The sequence below is a fragment of the Stutzerimonas stutzeri genome, assembly GCF_018138085.1.
Classification (GTDB): domain Bacteria; phylum Pseudomonadota; class Gammaproteobacteria; order Pseudomonadales; family Pseudomonadaceae; genus Stutzerimonas; species Stutzerimonas stutzeri_AI.
In genome coordinates this window covers 553,655-575,662 of record NZ_CP073105.1, presented here as the reverse complement: position 1 = coordinate 575,662, position 22,008 = coordinate 553,655, and the positions used below count along the sequence as shown (strand labels likewise).

20 protein-coding genes are annotated in these 22,008 nt (G+C 62.7%); 14 read left to right on the top strand and 6 right to left on the bottom strand.

All coding sequences use genetic code 11. The features are described 5' to 3' along the window. Nucleotide 1: 1 nt before the first annotated feature. Genes KCX70_RS02770 through KCX70_RS02760 form a run of 3 tightly spaced genes read right to left on the bottom strand, consistent with a single transcriptional unit; the run spans nt 2 to nt 2,460 of the window. Nucleotides 2–772 (bottom strand): DnaJ domain-containing protein, encoded by a 771-nt coding sequence (locus KCX70_RS02770; RefSeq protein ID WP_212619223.1) that lies wholly within the window; start codon nt 770–772, stop codon nt 2–4. Then, complete coding sequence (gene murU, locus KCX70_RS02765) at nt 773–1,441, bottom strand: N-acetylmuramate alpha-1-phosphate uridylyltransferase MurU (RefSeq protein ID WP_212619222.1); 669 nt, start codon at nt 1,439–1,441, stop codon at nt 773–775. Then, nucleotides 1,438–2,460, bottom strand: coding sequence for an aminoglycoside phosphotransferase family protein (locus tag KCX70_RS02760; protein WP_212619221.1), 1,023 nt, complete (start codon nt 2,458–2,460; stop codon nt 1,438–1,440). The genes murU and KCX70_RS02760 overlap by 4 nt, the downstream gene beginning before the upstream one ends. Nucleotides 2,461–2,591: 131 nt before the next feature. Here KCX70_RS02760 and KCX70_RS02755 point away from each other — a divergent pair, with 131 nt between their 5' ends. The 11 genes from KCX70_RS02755 to KCX70_RS02705 all read left to right on the top strand — a co-directional run bounded on the left by KCX70_RS02755 (nt 2,592) and on the right by KCX70_RS02705 (nt 16,742). Further along, nucleotides 2,592–5,372 (top strand): LPS-assembly protein LptD, encoded by a 2,781-nt coding sequence (locus tag KCX70_RS02755; protein ID WP_102846470.1) that lies wholly within the window; start codon nt 2,592–2,594, stop codon nt 5,370–5,372. After that, nucleotides 5,353–6,660 (top strand): peptidylprolyl isomerase, encoded by a 1,308-nt coding sequence (locus KCX70_RS02750; protein ID WP_031310803.1) that lies wholly within the window; start codon nt 5,353–5,355, stop codon nt 6,658–6,660. The genes KCX70_RS02755 and KCX70_RS02750 overlap by 20 nt, the downstream gene beginning before the upstream one ends. 81 nt (nt 6,661–6,741) lie before the next feature. After that, a complete protein-coding gene (pdxA, locus tag KCX70_RS02745; RefSeq protein WP_212619220.1) occupies nt 6,742–7,722 on the top strand; it encodes a 4-hydroxythreonine-4-phosphate dehydrogenase PdxA in 981 nt (326 codons plus the stop codon). 210 nt (nt 7,723–7,932) lie between these two features. Continuing rightward, nucleotides 7,933–8,739, top strand: coding sequence for a 16S rRNA (adenine(1518)-N(6)/adenine(1519)-N(6))-dimethyltransferase RsmA (rsmA, locus tag KCX70_RS02740; protein ID WP_102846468.1), 807 nt, complete (start codon nt 7,933–7,935; stop codon nt 8,737–8,739). 25 nt (nt 8,740–8,764) lie between these two features. Then, nucleotides 8,765–9,148, top strand: coding sequence for a Co2+/Mg2+ efflux protein ApaG (gene apaG, locus KCX70_RS02735; protein ID WP_212619219.1), 384 nt, complete (start codon nt 8,765–8,767; stop codon nt 9,146–9,148). Next, nucleotides 9,145–9,969, top strand: coding sequence for a symmetrical bis(5'-nucleosyl)-tetraphosphatase (locus tag KCX70_RS02730; protein WP_212619218.1), 825 nt, complete (start codon nt 9,145–9,147; stop codon nt 9,967–9,969). Before apaG ends, KCX70_RS02730 begins: the two co-directional genes overlap by 4 nt. Next, entirely contained in the window at nt 9,962–10,291 is a 330-nt protein-coding gene (gene glpE, locus KCX70_RS02725) for a thiosulfate sulfurtransferase GlpE (RefSeq protein WP_021207055.1), read from the top strand. Before KCX70_RS02730 ends, glpE begins: the two co-directional genes overlap by 8 nt. 271 nt (nt 10,292–10,562) lie before the next feature. Beyond that, nucleotides 10,563–12,485, top strand: a complete 1,923-nt coding sequence (locus tag KCX70_RS02720) for a PrkA family serine protein kinase (protein WP_021207056.1) — start codon at nt 10,563–10,565, stop codon at nt 12,483–12,485. Nucleotides 12,486–12,581: 96 nt separating this feature from the next. After that, nucleotides 12,582–13,853 (top strand): YeaH/YhbH family protein, encoded by a 1,272-nt coding sequence (locus tag KCX70_RS02715; RefSeq protein ID WP_021207057.1) that lies wholly within the window; start codon nt 12,582–12,584, stop codon nt 13,851–13,853. A 10-nt stretch (nt 13,854–13,863) separates the two neighbouring features. Beyond that, nucleotides 13,864–15,417: a SpoVR family protein gene (locus KCX70_RS02710; RefSeq protein WP_212619217.1), complete on the top strand. Its 1,554-nt coding sequence runs from the start codon at nt 13,864–13,866 to the stop codon at nt 15,415–15,417. Between the two features lie 83 nt (nt 15,418–15,500). Beyond that, nucleotides 15,501–16,742: a multifunctional CCA addition/repair protein gene (locus tag KCX70_RS02705; protein WP_212619216.1), complete on the top strand. Its 1,242-nt coding sequence runs from the start codon at nt 15,501–15,503 to the stop codon at nt 16,740–16,742. 47 nt (nt 16,743–16,789) lie between these two features. Here KCX70_RS02705 and folK read toward each other — a convergent pair whose 3' ends face one another. Further along, complete coding sequence (gene folK, locus KCX70_RS02700; protein ID WP_212619215.1) at nt 16,790–17,332, bottom strand: 2-amino-4-hydroxy-6-hydroxymethyldihydropteridine diphosphokinase; 543 nt, start codon at nt 17,330–17,332, stop codon at nt 16,790–16,792. After that, nucleotides 17,323–17,676, bottom strand: coding sequence for a dihydroneopterin aldolase (gene folB, locus KCX70_RS02695; protein ID WP_021207061.1), 354 nt, complete (start codon nt 17,674–17,676; stop codon nt 17,323–17,325). The genes folK and folB overlap by 10 nt, the downstream gene beginning before the upstream one ends. A 75-nt stretch (nt 17,677–17,751) precedes the next feature. Here folB and plsY point away from each other — a divergent pair, with 75 nt between their 5' ends. Next, nucleotides 17,752–18,321, top strand: a complete 570-nt coding sequence (gene plsY / locus KCX70_RS02690; protein ID WP_031310804.1) for a glycerol-3-phosphate 1-O-acyltransferase PlsY — start codon at nt 17,752–17,754, stop codon at nt 18,319–18,321. A gap of 14 nt (nt 18,322–18,335) precedes the next feature. Here the strand turns inward: plsY and tsaD are convergent, their stop codons facing one another. Beyond that, nucleotides 18,336–19,361, bottom strand: coding sequence for a tRNA (adenosine(37)-N6)-threonylcarbamoyltransferase complex transferase subunit TsaD (tsaD, locus tag KCX70_RS02685; protein WP_212619214.1), 1,026 nt, complete (start codon nt 19,359–19,361; stop codon nt 18,336–18,338). 196 nt (nt 19,362–19,557) lie between these two features. Between tsaD and rpsU the strand changes: the two genes are divergently transcribed. Together rpsU and dnaG are read left to right on the top strand one after the other, a co-directional pair. Beyond that, a complete protein-coding gene (gene rpsU / locus KCX70_RS02680; protein ID WP_003283508.1) occupies nt 19,558–19,773 on the top strand; it encodes a 30S ribosomal protein S21 in 216 nt (71 codons plus the stop codon). Nucleotides 19,774–19,911: 138 nt separating this feature from the next. Next, nucleotides 19,912–21,822 carry a DNA primase gene (gene dnaG / locus KCX70_RS02675; protein WP_212619213.1) on the top strand — a complete coding sequence of 637 codons (1,911 nt, stop codon included), beginning with the start codon at nt 19,912–19,914 and terminating at the stop codon, nt 21,820–21,822. The last annotated feature ends 186 nt before the right edge of the window (nt 21,823–22,008 follow it).

Below are 22,008 nucleotides of genomic sequence, written 5' to 3'. Positions count from 1 at the left end.
GCTAGCGAAACCCTCGACGTTCGCGCACCAGGTTATAGGCGCTGTGCAGTTCGCGCGTCCGCTCTGTGGCCTCGCGCACCTGAGCGGCGTTCGCACCCGCCCCGGCCTGTTTGTCTGGATGATGCTTGCTGAGTAGCCGCCGGTAGGCCCGTTTGATCGCCTGTGGATCGCTGTCGGCACGCACCCCGAGCAAGCGCAACGCCTGCTCGTAAGCCCCACCCAGGTTGCTCGGCGCGCCCTGCCGGCGTCCGCCGCGCGGATCCAGCGCAGCGATGGCAGCCGCATCCCAGCCCATCCACTTACCCCAGAGCATCACCAATTCATGCTCGCGCGCATCGATCTGCCCCTGCGCGCGCGCCATCCGCCAGCAGGCCTGAAGCACTGCCTTGGCTTCTTCACGGTGCCCACGCAGGCGCTGGAGAGGATCACGCAGGCCGTCGCCACTGGACTTGCCGCGGTAGAAGGCATCGATGGCCGCTCGCTGGGCATCTGGAGCGAGTTGGCGGCGCTGCATCTCGCTGCGTGCGGCCTGGATGTGCGCTTCGCTGATACGACCGCTGCTCTTGGCCAGGCGTCCAAGAAGGAAGAACAACAGCTCATCGCCTTGTAGCGATGGTTTTACGCCGCTCATGCGCTCGCGCAGCCTGGTCCAGAACGTCAGCCCGAGCCGCCGATCGAGGCCCTGACCAAGCAGCGCGCCGAGCAGCGCCCCGGGGATGCTCGCGATCAACCAGCCGATCAGCGCTCCCAATAGCGTTATGGGCCAGAACATTCAGCGACGCGCCTCCAGGATGCCCTCGACCTCGGCCAGCCGCTCGTGGGTGCCGACATCGACCCAGTTCCCGCGGTAGTGCTCGCCGCTCACCGCCCCTTCTGCCATGGCCTGGCGTAACAGCGGTGCCAGCTTGAAGGCGCCGGCAGGGCAACCCTGGAACAGCCGCGGGTGCAGCACGGCGATGCCGCTGTAGGTAAAGGTCGCCGCTGCGCTGCCTTCCACGACCTTGCCGTCAGCCAGCACGAAGTCGCCCGCAGGGTGATGGGGCGGATTGTTCACCAGGACCAGGTGCGCCAGCGACGCTGGCGGCAGGGTCAGCGAAGCGAAGTCGTAGTCGGTCCAGATATCGCCGTTGACCACGATGAAAGGCTGATCGCCCAACAGTGGCAGCGCGCGGAAGATCCCGCCCCCCGTCTCGAGCGGCTCGCCCTCGGCCGAGTAGTCGATATGGACGCCGAAACGATCGCCCGCCCCCAGGTACGCCTCGATCTGCTCACCGAGCCAGGCATGATTGACCACCAGCTCAGTGATGCCCGCACGCGCCAATGCGCGCACGTGATATTCGATCAATGGCACGCCACCCACCTGCACCAGCGGTTTGGGCGTGTGCAGGGTCAGCGGGCGCAGGCGCTCGCCCTTACCGGCAGCGAGAATCATCGCTTTCATGGCTGCACCTGCTCGCGCGGAAGGCTTTGCAACAGAGCACTCAGCTCGGCCAGCTCGGGCCGGCGCGCCGTCACCGTTTCGATGTAGGTGAAGAACCGCGGCACGTCGGCCAGATAGCGGGGTTTGCCGTCACGATGGCAGATACGCGCGAAGATGCCGATGACTTTCAGGTGCCGCTGAAGGCCCATCAGGTCGCTGGCGCGCTGGAACTCGTCAAAGCTTTCGTGGACAGGGATAGCCGCCGCGTGCGCGGCGTCCCAATAGCCACGCAGCCAACCTTGCACCCGTGCCTCGGGCCAACTGAGAAAGGCGTCCTTGAACAGCGAGGTAATGTCGTAGGTCACCGGGCCGACGACGGCATCCTGGAAGTCCAGTACGCCCGGGTTGGGTTCGCTGACCATCAGGTTGCGCGGCATGTAGTCGCGATGCACCAGCACGCGCGGTTGCTCCAGAGCCGAATCGATCAACAGCCGGCAGGTGCGTTCCCAAACCTGAAGTTCGGCCGCGCTGAACTGATGGCCCAGATGCCGCTGCACATACCACTCGGGGAACAATTGCAGCTCACGACGCAACAATGCCTCGTCATAGCTCGGCAGCGATGCCGGCAGAGGCCGCCTCTGAAAGGCCAGTAGCGCCTGGATGGCATCGGCGAATAGTCGATCGGCGTTGGTTTCGTCGATCACATCCAGGTAGGTCTGACGCCCAAGATCGTTCAGCAGCAAAAAGCCGCGGTCCAGGTCCTCAGCGAGGATCTCGGGCACATTGACGCCGGCGCTCGCCAGCAGCGACGCCACCGCGACGAACGGCCGGCAGTTCTCCTGCGGCGGTGGCGCGTCCATCAGAATGAAGCTGTGCCCCTGCGCTTCCCAGCGAAAGTAGCGGCGGAAACTGGCGTCGCTGCTGGCCGGAACCAGTGGTGCATCAGGTACGCTGCCCCAACCACGGCGTGCAAAAAGCTCGCTCAATTGAGGCGCCAACCAGGCACTCAGGTCCTGCAGGCGTTGATCGTGTTGCGGCATATCAGTGCTCTCCGCGGCGCTAGCCGATAGACGGGTCATGCTTTATTATCCAGCATCTTTTTCAGCCCATCGAGAGGCGTGCGGCCCAGCCCGGCCGATGGCTCGCCGCAAGCACGGACCTAAAAAACAAGATGGCAGTCAAACATCCCGCTTTTCGTAAAAAATTCCCTCTACTGGTAACCGGCGGTCTGCTCGCACTGCAGCCCGTCGCGATGCCCGTTGCGATCGCAGCCGAACAATTCGCCTGCCAACCCGGTGCCGGCGGCGGTTGGAGCTGTGCCTCCGACGCCGCCAGCCCCGAGCTGCCGCCCCGGCCCGTGCACCGCGGTAGCGCTGCCAGTGACAGCGCTGCCCAGCCACGCACCAGCAAGGCCAAGGCGGCGCCAACCGCCACCACCAAGCTGGTTAACGAAAGCAGGGGTCGCGCGCTGGCATCGCGTAGCGCCGACTATAGCCATCTGGACTGGGTGCCGCGCGATCAGCTGACCAATGCTCAGCTGGCCGAGACCGGCCCGTACTGCGCCGGCACCTATGTCGAGCCGAGCCGCCCGGGTCAGTTCGACAATACGCCAATGAGCGAAGCGCCGACCTATGTGTCGGCGAAAGCCACACGCTATGAACAGCAGCAGGAAGTCGCGACGCTGGCCGGTGACGTGGTGCTGCGCCAGGGCAGTATCCAGGCCGAGGCCGACGAGGCCAGCCTGCACCAGCTGGAGAACCGTGGCGAACTGAAGGGCAATGTGCGCCTGCGGGACCGCGGCGCGCTGATGGTCGGCGATCGCGCCGAGCTCTTCCTCGATACCGGTGAAGCCCAGGTCGAGAACGCCGAGTACGTGGTCCACGAAGGCAAAGTTCGTGGCAGTGCGCTCTATGCCAAGCGCACCGACGACGCCATCATTCGCTTGAAGGACGGGACCTACACCCGCTGCGAGCCAGGCGACAACGACTGGTACCTGCAGGGGAACAACGTCACCCTGAACCCAGCGACCGGCTTCGGCTCGGCGACCAACGTGACGCTGCGGGTCAAGGGTGTGCCGGTGTTCTACACCCCCTACATCCACTTCCCGATCGACGACCGTCGCCAGTCAGGCTTCCTCGCCCCCAGCATCAGCTCGTCGAGCGATACCGGGCTATCGCTGGTCACACCCTACTATTTCAACCTGGCGCCGAATTTCGACGCCACGCTGTACCCGAACTACATGAGCGACCGCGGCCTGCTGATGGAAGGCGAGTTCCGCTACCTGACGCGTAGCAGCGAGGGTCAGTTCGGCGCCGCCTACCTCGACGACAGCAACGACGATCGCAAGCTGCAATCCGAGTACGAAGACCAGCGCTGGATGTACAGCTGGCAGCACCGTACCGGCCTCGACAGCCGCTGGCTGGCTGAAGTCGACTACACCGACATCAGCGACCCCTATTACTTCCAGGATCTGGATACCCAACTGGGCATCGACCAGCCGGATCACCTCGACCAGCGCGGCACACTGACCTATCGCGGCGACAGCTACACCGCCCGGTTGAACGTGCAAGCCTACGAGCGCGCAACCGTCACTGACGTGACGCCCTACGAGCGCTTGCCGCAGTTGACCCTAAACGGGGCGTTGCCTTTCCAGCCGGGCGGCTTGCGTTTTGCTTATAACACCGAGTTCGTCAACTTCCAGCGCAGCCTGCGTGACGGATTCTTCACGGATGAAGATGGCAACACCGGCCTGCCCGAGCATCGCTGGTACGACGACCGCCTGAGAGGCCTGGCCCGTGCCGAAGGCGAGCGCCTGCATCTGGAGCCGGGCGTCAGCCTGCCGCTCGACTGGACCTGGGGCTTCGTCAAGCCGTCGCTCAAGTACGCCTACACCCAGTACGATCTGGACCTCGATGCCCGGGGCCGACAGACGCTGGCCGCCTATGAGTCGTTCGACCAATCGCAAAACCGCAGCGTGCCGATCTTCAGCGTCGACAGTGGCCTGTATTTCGATCGTGACACCCAGTGGTTCGGCAAGGATTATCGCCAGACTCTCGAACCACGGCTGTTCTATCTCTACGTGCCAGAAGAGGATCAGGACGATATTCCAATCTTCGATACTGGCGAAAGCTCGTTCGGCTATTCCTCGCTGTGGCGCGAAAACCGCTTCTCCGGCAAGGACCGCATTGGTGACGCCAATCAGATATCGCTCGGCGTGACCAATCGCTGGATCGAGCCGAACGGGTTCGAGCGCCAGCGTCTGAGCATCGGCCAGGCATTCTACTTCGAGGACCGCAAGGTCCAGCTTCGGGGCATCGACTACCGGACGCGCGCCAACGCGACCTCTTCGGTATCGCCCTACGCGCTGGAGTACATGTACCGCTACAACCGGGACTGGCGCTTTACCTCCACCTTCAACTGGGACCCGGACAGCCACAGCACCCGCTCCGGCAGCGCCATGTGGCACTACCAGCCGGCCGACAACCCGAACAAGATCGTCAATGTCGGCTATCGCTATCGCAACGATACCGTTCGATTCGACCAGGCTACCGGTCTATGGACCTACGGCGGGGACTACGGCACACCAGGTACGCCGGAGTACATCAAGAACTACTACAAGATCAACCAGCACGACATCTCCACCATCTGGCCGATTCTGCCGCAGTGGAGCGTGATTGCGCGCTGGCAGCACGACTACAGCCGCAACCGTACGCTGGAAGCCTTCGGCGGCTTCGAGTACGACAACTGCTGCTGGAAGCTGCGCCTGATCAATCGCTACTGGATCGACTACGACGAAACCAGTCTCAACCCATCGCAGAATGACGAGCCGGACAACGGCATCTTCCTGCAAATCGTCCTCAAGGGACTCGGCGGCGTGTTCGGCAGCACCACCGAGACATTCCTCGACGAAGGCATACAAGGCTACCGTGAACGTGAAGATCAAGCTTTCTGATTACCTGCGCCCGCTACTGGTGGGCGCGCTCCTGTTAGGCAACGCCACCCTGGTAGCCTCGGCCTCCGCCGAGGTGCGGCCTTTGGATCGCATTGTCGCCATCGTCGACAACGACGTCATCATGCAAAGCCAGCTGGACCAGCGTCTTCGCGAGGTCGAACAGACCATCGAAAAGCGCGGTGCCGAAATGCCGCCACGGGACGTGATGCAGCAGCAGGTTCTGGAGCGCCTGATCACCGAGAACCTGCAACTGCAGATCGGCGAGCGCTCGGGCATCCGCATCTCGGACGAGGAACTCAACCAGGCGATGGCCACCATTGCCCAGCGCAACAACATGAGCCTCGATCAATTCCGCGCCGCCCTCGAGCGTGACGGCCTGAGCCTGGATACCGCGCGCGAGCAGATCCGCCGGGAGATGGTCATCAGCCGCGTGCGCCAGCGCCGCATTGGCGAGCGCATTCAGGTATCGAAGCAGGAAGTCGAGAATTTCCTCGCCTCCGACCTCGGCAAGATGCAGCTTTCCGAAGAGTATCGGTTGGCCAACATCCTGATCCCGGTGCCCGAATCGGCCGACTCGACGGCCATCCAGGCGGCCGAGAAGATCGCCCGCGACACCTACGAGCAGCTACAGAACGGTGCGGACTTCGCCAAGCTGGCGGTATCGCGCTCGGCCAGCGAAAACGCGCTGGAAGGCGGCGACATGGGCTGGCGCAAGGCCGCGCAACTGCCCCCACCGTTCGACACGGAAGTCAGCACCATGAACGTCGGGGACTTCACCCAGCCCGTTCGTACGCCGCCAGGCTTCATCCTGCTCAAGGTGCTGGACAAGCGCGGCGGCGACAACCAGGTACGCGAAGAAGTCCACGTTCGCCACATCCTGATCAAGCCGAGCCAGATCCGCAGCGACGAAGAAAGCCGTCGCCTGGTACAGCGCCTGCGCGACCGCATCCTCGCCGGTGAAAGCTTCGCCGAGCTGGCGAAGAACTTCTCCGAAGACCCGGGTTCGGCGCTCAATGGCGGCGACCTCAACTGGATCGATCCGAACTCACTGGTACCGGAATTCCGCGAGGTCATGGCCAACACGCCCAACGGCCAGTTGTCGGAAGTGTTCAAGACTCCGTATGGCTGGCACATTCTCGAGGTGCTCGGCCGCCGCGCCACTGACGCCAGCGAAGAGGTACGTGAGCAGCAGGCGCAAACGCTGCTACGCAACCGTAAATACGATGAAGAACTGCAAACCTGGCTGCGCCAGATTCGCGACGAAGCCTACGTCGAGATCAAGATCTGATTCCGACGCAATCGCGCACGCTACCCGCGGGCCTGCCAGTTTGGCCGGCCCGTTTTTTTATCGACCGGAAGGCTGATCGACATGACCGCCAAACGCTTCGCCCTGACCCCCGGCGAGCCCGCCGGCATCGGTCCCGACCTCTGCCTGTTGCTCGCGCGCGACAGCCAGCCTCACGCCCTGATCGCCATCGCCAGCATCGAGCTGATGCGCGCCCGCGCAGCCGAGTTGGGGCTGGACATCACGCTGATCGAGGTCACCCCTGACCGTTGGCCGGACCAGCCAGCGGCCGCCGGCAGCCTGTATGTCTGGGACACACCACTGGCCTCGCCCGTCATGAGCGGCCAACTCACCGCGGCAAACGCCCCCTACGTCCTCACCACCCTGCAACGCGCCGGCAACGGCTGCGTGGATGGCAGTTTCGCCGGGATGATCACCGCCCCCGTTCACAAGGGCGTGATCAACGAGGCCGGCATCCCCTTCTCAGGACACACCGAGTTCCTTGCCGAGCTGACCGGCACCGAGCAGGTGGTGATGATGCTCGCCACCCGTGGTCTGCGAGTGGCCCTGGTGACCACCCACCTTCCGCTCAAGGACGTGGCCGCGGCCATCACTGCCGAGCGGCTGCAGCGGGTGACGCGCATATTGCATACCGATCTGGTGAGCAAGTTCGGCATTGCCCGACCGCGCATCCTGGTCTGCGGGCTCAACCCCCATGCCGGCGAGGGCGGGCACCTGGGCCGCGAGGAAATCGAGGTCATCGAGCCGGCACTCGAGGCGCTTCGGCACGAAGGGATCGATCTCGTCGGCCCGTTGCCAGCCGATACGCTGTTCACCCCCAAGCACCTGGATAACTGTGACGCGGTGCTGGCGATGTATCACGACCAGGGGCTCCCCGTGCTGAAATACAAAGGCTTCGGCGCGGCGGTCAACGTGACCCTGGGCTTGCCGATCGTGCGCACCTCCGTCGATCACGGCACCGCGCTGGATCTCGCCGGCACCGGCCAAGTCGACACCGGCAGCCTGCAGGTTGCGCTGGAAACGGCGTACCAGATGGCTAGATAGCCGGAAGCCAGCAGCCAGCAGCCAGCAGCCAGCAGCCAGCAGCCGGAGTAGTTTGGCGACTGGCTTTCGTGCCAACGACACGGTCGCCCCGCGCCCTTTTCCGCCTCCAGCGCCGTAGTCGTATTTCCTCTCGCCCAGCCTGTTAAAATGCGCTCCTTTTTCGCTTCCAGCTTCAAGCTTCAGGCTTCAAGCTGCTCCCTGGAGCTCTCCATGTCCGAGTACCAACACCGGGCGCGCAAGCGTTTCGGTCAGAACTTCCTCCACGATGCCGGCGTGATTCATCGCATCCTGCGTGCCATCCATGCCAAACCGGGCGAGCGCATGGTGGAGATCGGGCCGGGTCAGGGTGCGCTCACCGAAGGGCTGCTCGACAGTGGCGCGCACCTCGACGTAGTCGAGCTCGACCTGGACCTCATCCCCATCCTTGAGCAGAAATTCGCCGAGCGGGACAACTTCGCGCTCAACCAGGGCGACGCCTTGAAGTTCGATTTCGCCCAGCTGAGTCAGACGCCCCGCAGCCTGCGCATCGTCGGCAACCTGCCGTACAACATCTCTACCCCGCTGATCTTCCATCTGCTCGAGCACGCCACCCTGATCCGCGACATGCATTTCATGCTGCAGAAGGAAGTGGTAGAGCGGCTCGCCGCACAGCCTGGCGGCGGCGACTGGGGCCGGTTGTCGATCATGGTGCAGTACCACTGTCGCGTCGAACACCTGTTCAACGTCGGCCCAGGCGCGTTCAACCCAGCGCCCAAGGTCGAGTCGGCCATAGTGCGCCTGGTTCCCCATGAAGTGCTGCCGCATCCGGCGCGCGATCACCGCCAGTTGGAGACCGTGGTCCGTCAGGCCTTCAACCAGCGCCGCAAGACGCTGCGCAACACGCTCAAGGGCCTGCTCGATGCCGACGCCATCGCCGCCGCACAGGTCGATGGCAGCCTGCGTCCGGAACAGCTGGACCTGGCTGCGTTCGTAAGATTGTCAGACCAACTTTCCGCCCGCAGCTGCGCCCGTGGCTGAGCGCGGGCGACCAGCAGGAGTCCCCATGCCCGAAGACCTGCGCTACCGGATCGACGTCAGTGTCAGCCCGACCTACCTGGCCGACCAGTCGCAACCGGAACAAAATCGTTATGCCTTTGCCTACAGAGTAACCATTGAAAACAATGGCCAACTCACCGCCCAGCTGTTGTCCCGCCACTGGCTCATTACCGATGGTGACGGCCAGGTGCAGGAAGTTCGCGGTGCCGGCGTGGTCGGCGAGCAACCGGTGATCGCGCCGGGCCAACGCCACGTCTATAGCAGCGGCACGCTGATGGCCTCCCGCGTTGGGACCATGCAGGGCAGCTACCAGATGCTTGCCGAGGACGGACACCGTTTCGACGCCATCATCGCGCCCTTCCGACTGGCCGTACCCGGAGCGCTGCATTGACTACCTATGCCGTCGGCGACCTGCAAGGTTGCCTCGAACCTCTCCAGTGCTTGCTGCAGCAAGTCGACTTCAGTCCCTCCCGCGACTGCCTGTGGCTTGCCGGAGACCTGGTCAACCGCGGCCCACAATCGCTCGAGGCGCTGCGCTACGTGCGTGACCTGGGCAGCTCGGCGGTCACCGTACTGGGCAACCACGACCTGCACCTGCTGGCCGTTGCGCACAATATCGAACGTCTGAAGAAATCCGACACGCTTCAACCCATCCTCGATGCGCCCGATCGGGCCGAGCTGATCGACTGGCTGCGTCTGCAGAAGCTGATCCATCACGACAGCGAACGAGAGACGACCATGGTCCATGCCGGCATCCCGCCGCAGTGGACAGTGGCCAAGGCGCTGCGGCGCGCCGCAGAGGTCGAGCAGGCGCTGAGCGATGACGCCATGCTGACGCCTTTTCTCGACGGCATGTACGGCAACCAACCCGCCAAATGGGACAAGGAATTGCACGGCGTGCCACGCCTGCGCCTGATCACCAACTATCTCACCCGCATGCGCTTCTGCAAGGCAGACGGCACGCTCGACCTGCAAGCCAAGGAAGGGCTCGATTCGGCGCCACCGGGCTTTGCGCCCTGGTTCAGCCATCCCAATCGCAAGACTCGCGGCTGCAAGATCATCTTCGGCCACTGGGCGGCGCTGGAAGGCCATTGCGACGAGCCCAACGTGTACGCACTGGATACCGGTTGCGTGTGGGGTAACACCATGACCCTGATGAATCTCGACAGCGGAGAGATGCACCGCTGCGACTGCGAGGCACCCCATGACTGACTTCAAACGCATTTCCCCCGAGCAGGCCCAGGCATTGCGCAATTCGGGTGGAGTCTTCGTCGATATCCGCGATGCGCAGAGCTACGCCAGTGGCCACATCGCGGGTTCGACACATCTGGACAATCACTCGCTGCCGGATTTTATTGCCGCAGCCGACCTCGATCATCCGCTCGTCGTCACCTGCTATCACGGGCATTCCAGCCAGAGCGCCGCGGCTTACCTGATCAACCAGGGCTTCTCCGACGTCTACAGCCTCGACGGCGGCTTCGAGCTGTGGCGCCAGACCTTTCCCCAGGACGTCGAGCAAGGCGATCCCGCGTAAAAAATATCTAGCCCCGAAGGCCGCGAATGGCGCGGCCTTGCGCCTGCGATCCGACGAAACGCAGCGGTAAAAGCGGCTCTGCTCCCTTGAATTTGCTGAATCCGAACTATCCTTCAGTTCAGGCCATCCAAACAAATGAAAGCCGTGTAGCGGCTACCGGGCCTCAGGTTTTCGACCATTAGGTGTTCGGGGGGACTCCAGGGCCGACAAGTCGGCCGCACCTGAATGCCTGATGACAACACCGGCTCCGAGCATCGTCCGAGGTGAAGTCATGAGCATTTTCAGCCATTTCCAGCAACGATTCGAAGCAACCCGTCAGGAGGAGTACTCGCTTCAGGAGTACCTCGACCTGTGCAAGGAAGACCGGGGCACCTACGCCACTGCCGCCGAGCGCCTGTTGATGGCAATCGGTGAGCCCGAACTGATCGACACCTCGACCGATCCACGGCTGTCGCGGATCTTTTCCAACAAGGTGATCCGTCGCTATCCCGCCTTCGAAGACTTCCACGGCATGGAGGACTGCATCGACCAGATCGTGTCCTACTTCCGCCATGCAGCGCAGGGCCTGGAAGAGAAGAAGCAGATCCTCTACCTCCTCGGCCCGGTGGGCGGCGGTAAGTCGTCCCTGGCTGAAAAGCTCAAGCAGCTCATGGAAAAAGTCCCCTTCTACGCGATCAAGGGCTCGCCCGTTTTCGAGTCGCCGCTGGGTCTGTTCAATCCGGCCGAGGACGCGCAGATCCTCGAAGAGGACTACGGCATTCCGCGCCGCTACCTGAATTCGATCATGTCGCCCTGGGCCACCAAGCGCCTGCAGGAGTTCGGCGGCGATATCAGCCAGTTCCGGGTGGTCAAGCTGTACCCCTCGATCCTCAACCAGATCGCGATCGCCAAGACCGAGCCAGGCGACGAGAACAACCAGGACATCTCGGCGCTGGTGGGCAAGGTCGATATTCGCAAGCTCGAGGAATTCCCGCAGAACGACGCCGACGCCTACAGCTACTCGGGTGCGCTGTGCCGCGCCAACCAGGGCATGATGGAATTCGTCGAGATGTTCAAGGCGCCGATCAAGGTGCTGCATCCGCTGCTGACCGCCACCCAGGAAGGCAACTACAACAGCACCGAAGGCCTTGGCGCGATCCCCTACAACGGCATCCTGCTGGCTCACTCCAACGAATCGGAATGGCACACCTTCCGCAACAACAAGAACAACGAAGCCTTCATCGACCGCATCTATATCGTCAAGGTGCCGTACTGCCTGCGCGTTACCGATGAGATCAAGATCTACGACAAGCTGCTGTTCAACAGCTCGCTGTCCAAAGCGCACTGCGCGCCCGACACGCTGAAGATGCTGGCGCAATTCTCGGTGCTGAGCCGGCTGAAAGAGCCGGAGAACTCCAACATCTACTCGAAGATGCGCGTCTACGACGGCGAGAATCTCAAGGACACCGACCCCAAGGCCAAGTCGATCCAGGAATATCGTGACACCGCCGGCGTCGACGAAGGCATGAACGGGCTCTCGACCCGCTTCGCCTTCAAGATCCTGTCCAAGGTCTTCAACTTCGACCCCCACGAGATCGCCGCCAACCCGGTGCACCTGCTCTACGTGCTGGAACAGCAGATCGAGCAGGAGCAATTCCCTGCCGAGGTGCGCGAGCGCTACCTGCGCTTCATCAAGGAATACCTGGCGCCGCGCTACGTCGACTTCATCGGCAAGGAAATCCAGACGGCCTACCTCGAGTCCTACAGCGAGTACGGCCAGAACATCTTCGACCGCTACGTGCTCTATGCGGATTTCTGGATTCAGGATCAGGAGTACCGCGACCCGGAAACCGGCGAGATCCTCAACCGCGCGGCGCTCAACGAAGAACTGGAAAAGATCGAGAAGCCGGCCGGCATCAGCAACCCGAAGGATTTCCGCAACGAGATCGTCAACTTCGTGCTGCGGGCCCGCGCCAACAACAATGGCAAGAATCCGTCCTGGCTCAGCTACGAGAAGCTGCGCGTGGTGATCGAGAAGAAGATGTTCTCCAACACCGAGGATCTGCTGCCGGTCATCAGCTTCAACGCCAAGGCCAGCAAGGAGGATCAGAAGAAGCACAACGATTTCGTCGTGCGCATGGTCGAGCGCGGCTACACCGAGAAGCAGGTACGCCTGCTCTCGGAATGGTATCTGCGGGTACGTAAGTCGCAGTAACCCCAAAAGCCGCTCAAGGCTATTGGCCGTAGGCTGGACGGGAAAGCGGCTCGCTCGTCCAGCCTTCAGCCTCCAGCCTCAGCCCGGAGGGCTCGTATGAGTTACGTGATCGACCGCCGTCTGAACGGCAAGAACAAGAGCACAGTGAATCGCCAGCGATTCCTGCAACGCTACCGAGGACACATCAAGAAGGCTGTGGAGGAAGCCGTTGGCCGCCGCTCTATCACCGACATGGAGCACGGCGAGCAGATCAGCATTCCTGGCCGCGATATCGACGAGCCGATCCTGCACCACGGACGCGGCGGTAGGCAAACAATCGTCCACCCGGGCAACAAGGAGTTCGTCGCCGGTGAGCGTATTCCGCGGCCGCAGGGCGGTGGCGGAGGCCAGGGATCCGGCAAGGCCAGCAATAGCGGTGAAGGCATGGACGACTTCGTCTTCCAGATCACCCAGGAGGAATTTCTCGACTTCATGTTCGAGGATCTGGAGCTACCCAACCTGGTCAAACGCCACCTGACCGGCACCGACACCTTCAAGACCGTCCGCGCCGGCATCAGCAACGAAGGCAACCCGTCGCGCATCAACATCGTCCGTACGCTACGCTCGGCCCATGCACGCCGCATCGCACTGTCAGGCAGCAGTCGCGCCAAGCTGCGCGAGGTGAAGGCAGAACTGGCACGGCTGAAGCTCGAGGAGCCCGCCAACTTCACCGATATCCAGGCCGCCGAAGAGGAAATCGAGCGGCTCAGCGCACGCATTCACCGCGTCCCTTTTCTCGACACCTTCGACCTCAAGTACAACCTGCTGGTCAAGCATCCCAACCCCAGCTCCAAGGCCGTGATGTTCTGCCTGATGGACGTGTCCGGCTCGATGACCCAGGCCACCAAGGACATCGCCAAGCGTTTCTTCATCCTGCTCTACCTATTCCTCAAGCGGAACTACGACAAGATCGACGTGGTGTTCATCCGTCACCACACCAGCGCCAAGGAAGTCGATGAAGAGGAGTTCTTCTACTCGCGGGAAACCGGCGGCACCATCGTCTCCAGCGCGCTGAAGATGATGCAGGAGATCATGGCCGAGCGTTACCCGGTCAATGAATGGAACATCTATGCGGCGCAGGCTTCGGACGGCGACAACTGGAACGATGACTCGCCGATCTGCCGGGACATCCTGATCAACCAGATCATGCCGTTCGTCCAGTATTTCACCTACGTTGAAATCACCCCTCGCGAACACCAGGCGCTGTGGTACGAATACAACCAGGTGGCCGAAGCCTTCGGTGACTCGTTCGCCCAGCAACAGCTGGTGACCGCGGGGGACATCTATCCGGTGTTCCGCGAACTCTTCCAGCGGCGCATGGCTAGCTGAGGTACGCAGCATGAAACGACAGCCCATTTCCACCGGCTCGGAATGGACCTTCGAGCTGATCCGCGCCTACGACCGCGAGATCGGTCGCATTGCCGAGCGCTATGCGCTGGATACCTATCCCAACCAGATTGAGGTCATCACCGCCGAACAGATGATGGACGCCTATGCCTCGGTGGGCATGCCGCTGGGCTACCACCACTGGTCCTATGGCAAGCATTTCCTCAGCACGGAAAAATCCTACACCCGCGGGCAAATGGGCCTGGCCTACGAGATCGTGATCAACTCCGATCCCTGTATTGCCTATCTCATGGAAGAAAACACCATCACCATGCAGGCGCTGGTGATCGCCCATGCCAGCTACGGGCACAACAGCTTCTTCAAGGGCAACTACCTGTTCCGCACCTGGACCGACGCCAGCTCGATCATCGACTACCTGGTATTCGCCAAGCAGTACATCATGCAGTGCGAGGAGCGTCACGGCATCGACGCGGTGGAGGACCTGCTCGACTCCTGCCACGCGCTGATGAACTACGGGGTCGACCGCTACAAGCGGCCCTACCCCATTTCGGCCGAGGAAGAGCGCCGGCGGCAGAAGGACCGCGAAGAGCATCTGCAGCGGCAGATCAACGACCTCTGGCGGACCATTCCCAAGTTCGGCGAGAAGGAGGATGAACGTCAGCGAGACCAGCGCTTCCCGGCCGAACCGCAGGAAAACATCCTCTATTTCATCGAGAAGCACGCGCCGCTGCTGGAGTCCTGGCAGCGTGAAGTGGTGCGCATCGTCCGCAAGATCGCGCAGTACTTCTACCCTCAGCGTCAAACGCAAGTGATGAACGAGGGTTGGGCGACATTCTGGCACTACACGCTGCTCAACGACCTGTACGACGAAGGCCTGGTGACCGACGGCTTCATGATGGAATTCCTCCAGTCGCACACCAGCGTCATCTACCAGCCCGGCTTCGACAGTCCCTACTACAGCGGCATCAACCCCTACACCCTCGGGTTCGCCATGTATCAGGACATCCGCCGGATCTGCGAACACCCCACTGAGGAAGACAAGCGCTGGTTCCCAGACATCGCTGGCAGCGACTGGCTGACCACTGTCAAATTCGCCATGAACAACTTCAAGGACGAGAGCTTCATCCTGCAGTTCCTCTCGCCGAAAGTGATCCGTGATCTGAAGCTGTTCAGCATTCTCGACGACGACCGCAAGGATGAATTGCTGGTACCAGCCATTCATGACGAGAGTGGCTATCGCACCATCCGCGAGCTGTTGGCGGCGCAGTACAACCTCGGCAATCGCGAACCCAACGTGCAGGTCTGGAGTGTTGATCGCCGCGGCGACCGCTCGCTGACCCTGCGCCACCAGCAGCACGACCGCAAACCCCTTGGCGAGTCCACCGATGAGGTCCTCAAGCATCTGCACCGCCTGTGGGGGTTCGACGTGCATCTGCAATCTATGCAGGACGACAAGCTGGTCACGACCCACCATATGCCGCCCCGGGTCGAATCGGATGCCGAAAACAAATTCCCTGGCATGAACCTGGCGCTGCCGCCGATCTGATCGGCTCGGCGCGCCCCTCTCATGAGCCTCGCGGCTTGCTGCAGCGAGGCTTTCGTTTATCCTCCGCCGCAACGGAGGCCTACATGCAGATATACAAAGTCGGCGGAGCGGTACGTGACCGGTTGCTGGGGAGACCCGTGACCGAGGTGGACTGGGTGGTGGTGGGCTCCAGCGCCGAGGAAATGCAGGCCAAAGGCTTTCGGCCGGTGGGGGCGGACTTCCCGGTGTTCCTGCATCCCGCAACGGGTGAGGAATACGCACTGGCCCGCACCGAGCGCAAGAGTGGCCGGGGTTATGGCGGCTTCACCTTCTACGCCAGCCCGGACGTCACCCTGGAAGAAGATCTGATCCGCCGCGACCTGACCATCAACGCCATGGCCGAGGACGAACAGGGTCAGCTGATCGATCCCTACGGGGGCCAGGCCGATCTTGCCGCTCGCCAGCTCAGGCACGTGTCCCCCGCCTTTGCCGAAGACCCGCTCCGGGTGCTGCGCGTGGCGCGCTTCGCTGCGCGCTATGCCGATCTCGGATTTCGCGTCGCGCCCGATACCCAGACATTGATGCGCCAGCTCGCCGAGTCGGGCGAACTGCAGGCCCTGACCCCGGAACGCAGCTGGAAGGAAATTTCGCGGGCGCTGATGGAGCACCGTCCCGACGTGTTCGTACAGGTGTTGCGCGATTGCGGCGCGCTGAGGGAGCTGTTTCCGGAGATCGACCGGCTGTTCGATGCGCAGCTCCCGAGCCCGAGTACGCCCGAAGCGAGCGGCGCACATCTGCTCGAGGTGCTGCGCCAGAGCACTATTCACCAGCAACCGCTGGCGGTGCGTTGGGCCTGCCTGCTGCAATCTCTGGGCGAGACGACGGAAGGCGCTGATCGGGCCGCGGCCAAGGCGGACCTTACGCTGATCGCGGCCGTCAGCGCTCGCTACAAGGTTCCGCGCGACTGCCAAGATCTGGCCATGCTGGTCGGGGAATTTTGCGCCTGCGCTCATCGGGCGTCGGAGCTGTCGGCGACGGCGCTGTTCGAAATGCTTCAGCACTTCGACATCTACCGCCGCCCGGAGCGCTTCGAGCAGTTCCTCGCCGCCTGCGAGATGGATGCGCGGGCCCTCGCCTTACCCGAACCCGCCGAATACCGCCCGGCAGACTACCTGCGTGGCGCTGCCGAAGCCGCCCGCGGCGTGCAGGTCAAACCGCTCATTGAGCAGGGTTACCAGGCGGCCGAGTTGGGCGAGGCGCTCAAACGTGAACGCCTGCTGGCCGTGCAGGCCTATCAGCGTCGGCAGCAGGGCGGCGCCAGCGAATCCGACCACGCCACATCCTGACGCGGCGGCGAACCTGCCGCGCCACGGCTAGCGCTCGGCAGGCGCCATCAGGTCTGGGAACTGGACGCCGACGCCAGCAGCGCGGCCGGCGTCAGTTGCACGCCCTTCCACTGGAAGGGCACCGGCCAGAGCTGCTGTTCGATAGTCGACTCGTGCCATAACTCGGCGAAGCGACGGCCGATGCCGGGATGCACTACGTCCGGCGCGAGCAGCGCCAGCGGCCAAAGCACGAAGGCGTTTTTCAGCGTCTCCGGACGTGGCAGCTCCAGGCCATGGAAGCTGCCGACCAGATCGTCGTACATCAGCACATCGATATCCAGCGGCAGCCCCTTGCGATCCGGCGCGTAGCGGCCGTTGTCCGCCTCGATGAACTTGAGTTTGCGATCCAGCGCCGTCAGCGACAGCTCCGTAGTGCCGGAAACCACCAGGTTGTAGAAATTGTCACCTTTGTAGCCCACCGCGAGGCTTTCGAACACGGGCGAACAGCGCATCTGGCCGAGCAGCAGTTCCAGCGCATCGAGCCCCGCCGTCAGATTCTGTTCACGCCGGCTGTTGCTGCCGAGCCCAAGCAATACGCGCGTTATCGACATCCGCGTTCGATCTCCACACCCAGCGCCGAGGCGCGCGCATTGACGCCCGGCTTGGTGACCCGCAGCCGCAGCCAGGGGATGCCGAACTGGCTCATGAGGCCAGCCGCCAACCGCTCGGCAAAGGTTTCCACCAGCTCGAAGCGCGAAGCCTGCGCGAACCGGTCGATGGCGGCGGTCACTTCAGCGTAGTCCAGCGCCTTGTCCAGCTCGTCGTTTTCCGCGGCCGGACGAATGTCCCAGCCGAGGGTCAAATCCAGACGCAGGCACTGCCGAATGCCGCGCTCCCAGTCATAGGCGCCAATCAGCGTATCCACTTCCAGCCCTTCGATGAAAACTGTATCCACGCAACTCTCTCCCACGGCACGACAACGTCATCGCGCGCCGTTAGACTCAGGAGCTCCTTGCCCCGGATGGATGCCATGTTCTGGCAACTGACTCTGCTCGCCTATCTGACCGGCTCTCTGTCGTTCGCCATTCTACTCAGTCGCTTGGCGGGCGTACCCGATCCTCGCGCCAGTGGCTCGGGCAATCCCGGCGCCACCAACATGCTGCGGCTGGCCGGCAAGCGCCTGGCGATCAGCACCTTGTTCGGCGATCTGCTCAAAGGCCTGCTGCCGGTCCTGCTCGCCGCCGCGCTGGGTTTGCCCGTCGAGCAACAAGCCTGGATCGCCTTGGCAGCCGTTCTGGGCCACCTGTATCCACTGTATTTTCGCTTTCGCGGTGGCAAAGGCGTCGCCACGGCAGCCGGCGCCCTGCTCGGCTTGCATCCGCCGACGGCATTACTGGCGCTGGTGATCTGGCTCGCCGTGTTCAAACTGACCCGCACCAGCTCCATTGCCGCTCTTGTCGCCCTACCGCTCTGCCTGCCCTTTCTGGCCTGGCAGCAACCCGCGGCCCTCTGGCCCATGGCGCTGCTGGCGGGCCTGATCGTCTGGCGCCACCGAAACAACCTACGCGACCTGCTCGCAGGCACCGAGCGGCACTTCTAACCTCGCCCCGAGCCTCATATGGCCGCCAACGTTTCCATCGGCCAGCGCGCTTGAACCGATATCTGCGGCCCGTCTTGCTGGCCAGCCAGTAAACGTTGACAACCGGCGTAGGCGATCATCGCACCGTTGTCGGTGCAGAAGCGCGGTCGCGCGTAGAACACCTGCCCGTTCAGCTCGCCAAGCATCCGTTCGAGACTCTGGCGCAGCGCCTGATTGGCGCTCACACCGCCAGCTATTACCAGGCTGTTCAGGCCCGTCTGCTGCAGAGCACGTCGGCATTTTATGGTCAGCGTTTCGACGACCGCCTGCTGGAAGGCCAGCGCAATATCGCAACGCGTCTGTTCGCCGTCGTCGCCAGCGTTACGGCATTGCTGCCACGTCGTGAGGGTCGAGGTCTTGAGGCCGCTGAAACTGAAATCCAGCCCGGGCCGGTCGGTCATCGGGCGCGGGAAAACGAAACGACCCGGCGTGCCGCGCTCGGCAAGCAGGGCGATCTCCGGGCCTCCGGGATAACGCAGGCCCATCAGCTTCGCCGTCTTGTCGAACGCCTCGCCGGCGGCATCGTCCACCGACTCGCCCAGCAGCTCGTAGCGGCCAATGCCGTCGACTCGAACCAGTTGAGTGTGTCCACCGGATACCAGCAACGCGACGAACGGAAACGCCGGCGGCTGCTCTTCTAGCATCGGTGCCAGCAGATGGCCTTCCATATGATGTACACCGACCGCCGGCACGCCCCAGGCGAATGCCATCGCCTGCGCGCAGGACGCGCCAACCAACAGGGCGCCGACGAGCCCGGGCCCCGCGGTGTAAGCTACCGCATCGATCTGGCTCGCCTCGCGCCCGGCTTCGGCGAGCACCTGGCGAATCAGGGGGAGCATGCGTTTGACGTGATCACGCGAGGCCAACTCCGGGACCACCCCGCCATAGACCCGGTGCAGGTCGATCTGACTGAACAGGGCATCGGCCAGCAGGCCATGCTCGCTGTCGTACAGCGCGACACCGGTTTCGTCGCATGAAGTTTCCAGCCCCAGCACCAGCATGGGTTCGACCTTCCAAAGAAGCGAATGAAGCCGCGCATATTAATCGCCACGGCCGACGACCGACCAGCGCTTTTCGATCAGAGGGCTTTGCATTCCACGTGGCAAGGCGTTAACATCCGCAACCCTTAAAACCAGCGTGCTCGCGATATTTGCCGAAGCGCGTTGTAACCGGTAAACAAGTGAAGGTACGTCCTGGATGCCCAACGTTAAAGTTAAAGAGAACGAACCATTCGACGTAGCTCTGCGTCGCTTCAAGCGTTCTTGCGAAAAAGCCGGTGTTCTGGCTGAAGTCCGCAGCCGTGAGTTCTACGAGAAGCCCACTGCTGAGCGCAAGCGTAAAGCTGCTGCCGCAGTCAAGCGTCACGCCAAGAAAGTGCAGCGCGAACAGCGCCGCAGCGTTCGCCTGTACTAATCCAGTACAGCTGAAGCTGCATCAAGCCCGGCCAAAGCCGGGCTTTGCATTTGAAAGGAACTCCGCTTCGCCAACAGGCGAATGGCCGGAGTTTTTTTCATTCCGGCCCGAACACCGCGAGCGTATTCTCATACCCCTATGGCCGGTTTGATCCCGCAATCATTCATCGATGACCTGCTCAACCGCTCCGACATCGTCGAGGTGGTGAGTTCGCGCATCCAGCTGAAAAAAGCGGGCAAGAACTACACGGCGTGCTGCCCGTTTCACAAAGAAAAGACCCCGTCGTTCAGTGTCAGCCCCGACAAGCAGTTCTACTACTGCTTCGGCTGCGGGGCGGGCGGCAACGCGCTCGGCTTCATCATGGATCACGACAGCCTGGAGTTTCCCCAGGCCGTCGAGGAACTGGCCAAACGCGCCGGCATGGAAGTACCGCGTGAAGAAAGCGGACCGGGGCGCAAGCCTCGCCAGCCGGTGGACTCGCCGCTCTACCCGCTGCTCGAGTCCGCCGCCGAATACTACCGGCAGGCGCTCAAGGGGCACCCGGCGCGCAAGGCCGCCGTGGAATACCTCAAGGGGCGCGGCCTGTCCGGTGTTATCGCCCGGGACTTCGGCCTCGGCTTTGCGCCACCCGGCTGGGATAACCTGCTGAAACACCTGGGTGGCGATGCCCTGCAGCAGAAGGCGATGATCGATGCCGGCCTGCTGATAGAAAATGCCGAAACCGGCCGGAGCTACGATCGCTTTCGCGACCGCGTGATGTTCCCGATCCGCGACAGCCGCGGACGCGTTATCGCCTTTGGTGGCCGAGTGCTGGGCGACGACAAGCCGAAATACCTGAACTCGCCGGAAACGCCGGTCTTTCATAAAGGCCAGGAACTCTACGGGCTGTACGAAGCACGCAAGGCCAACCGCGACCTGGACGAGATCATGGTGGTCGAGGGCTACATGGATGTCATTGCACTGGCCCAGCAGGGCCTGCGCAACGCGGTAGCCACGCTCGGCACAGCTACCAGCGACGAGCACCTCAAGCGTCTGTTCCGCATCGTGCCCAGCGTGCTGTTCTGCTTCGATGGCGATGCGGCCGGCCGCAAGGCGGCATGGCGAGCGCTGGAATCGGCACTGCCCAACCTGCAGGATGGCCGCCGTGCGCGCTTCTTGTTCCTGCCCGAGGGCGAGGACCCGGACAGCCTGGTCCGCCGTGAAGGCACCGACGCTTTCATGGCCCGCATACAGCAACAAGCGCAACCGCTGGCCGATTACTTCTTCCAGCAACTCAGCGAAGAAGCCGACCCGCGCTCGCTCGAAGGCAAGGCTCACCTGGCCACTCTGGCGGCGCCGCTGATCGAAAAAATACCCGGCACCAACCTTCGCGCCCTGATGCGGCAACGCCTTGGCGAGATCACCGGGCTGCACAGCGAGGCGCTGCAGCAGATGAGCACCGCTGCGCCGAGCGCAGCTCCGGAATATGATGACAGCCTCTATTACGACGCCAGCTCGGGACACGACGAAGGCGACTACTACGCGCCGCCCGAGCCCGCCCAACCAACGCGCAACGGCAAGAAAGAATGGAAAAAGGACTGGAAAAAGCCCGGCCAGCGTCCAGACTTCAAAGCACGCGCACCCAGAACACCGGCCACGGTAGAGCCGCCGGCCCTGACCACGCTACGCACCTTGCTGCACCATCCTGAGCTCGCTCAGAAGGTCGAAGATGCCAGCCATTTCGCCGCTGAAGACGACACTTATGCGCAGTTACTCGTCGCTCTTCTCGGCACGCTGCAGAAAAACCCCAAACTGCGCAGCCTGCAACTGATCGCACGCTGGCACGGAACCGACCAAGGGCGCCTTTTACGCGCATTGGCCGAGAAAGAATGGCTGATCTCGGCCGATAACCTTGAACAACAGTTTTTCGACACCATAACCACTCTGGCCGCCAGGCAACGCGAGCGCAGCCTCGAAACGCTGCTCCGCAAAGCTCGTCAGGGTGAACTCAGCGCAGAGGAGAAAGAGCAACTGCGCAACCTGCTACATCGCAACTCAACACCCGCATAAGGGCACAGCGAAAAACGAAGGCGAGGCAGGCAAGACAAGGAAAAAACAGGCGAGGACGCGGAGTTTAGGTGGTCTAAATGAGCAGTCCGAGCCTGTTTTTAACGCAGCATTGCCAACGCAGATAGTTTTTAGAAGTGCCCTAAATCGACCTCAACTGGCGCGTGAGGTCCCTGCTCGGCTATAATG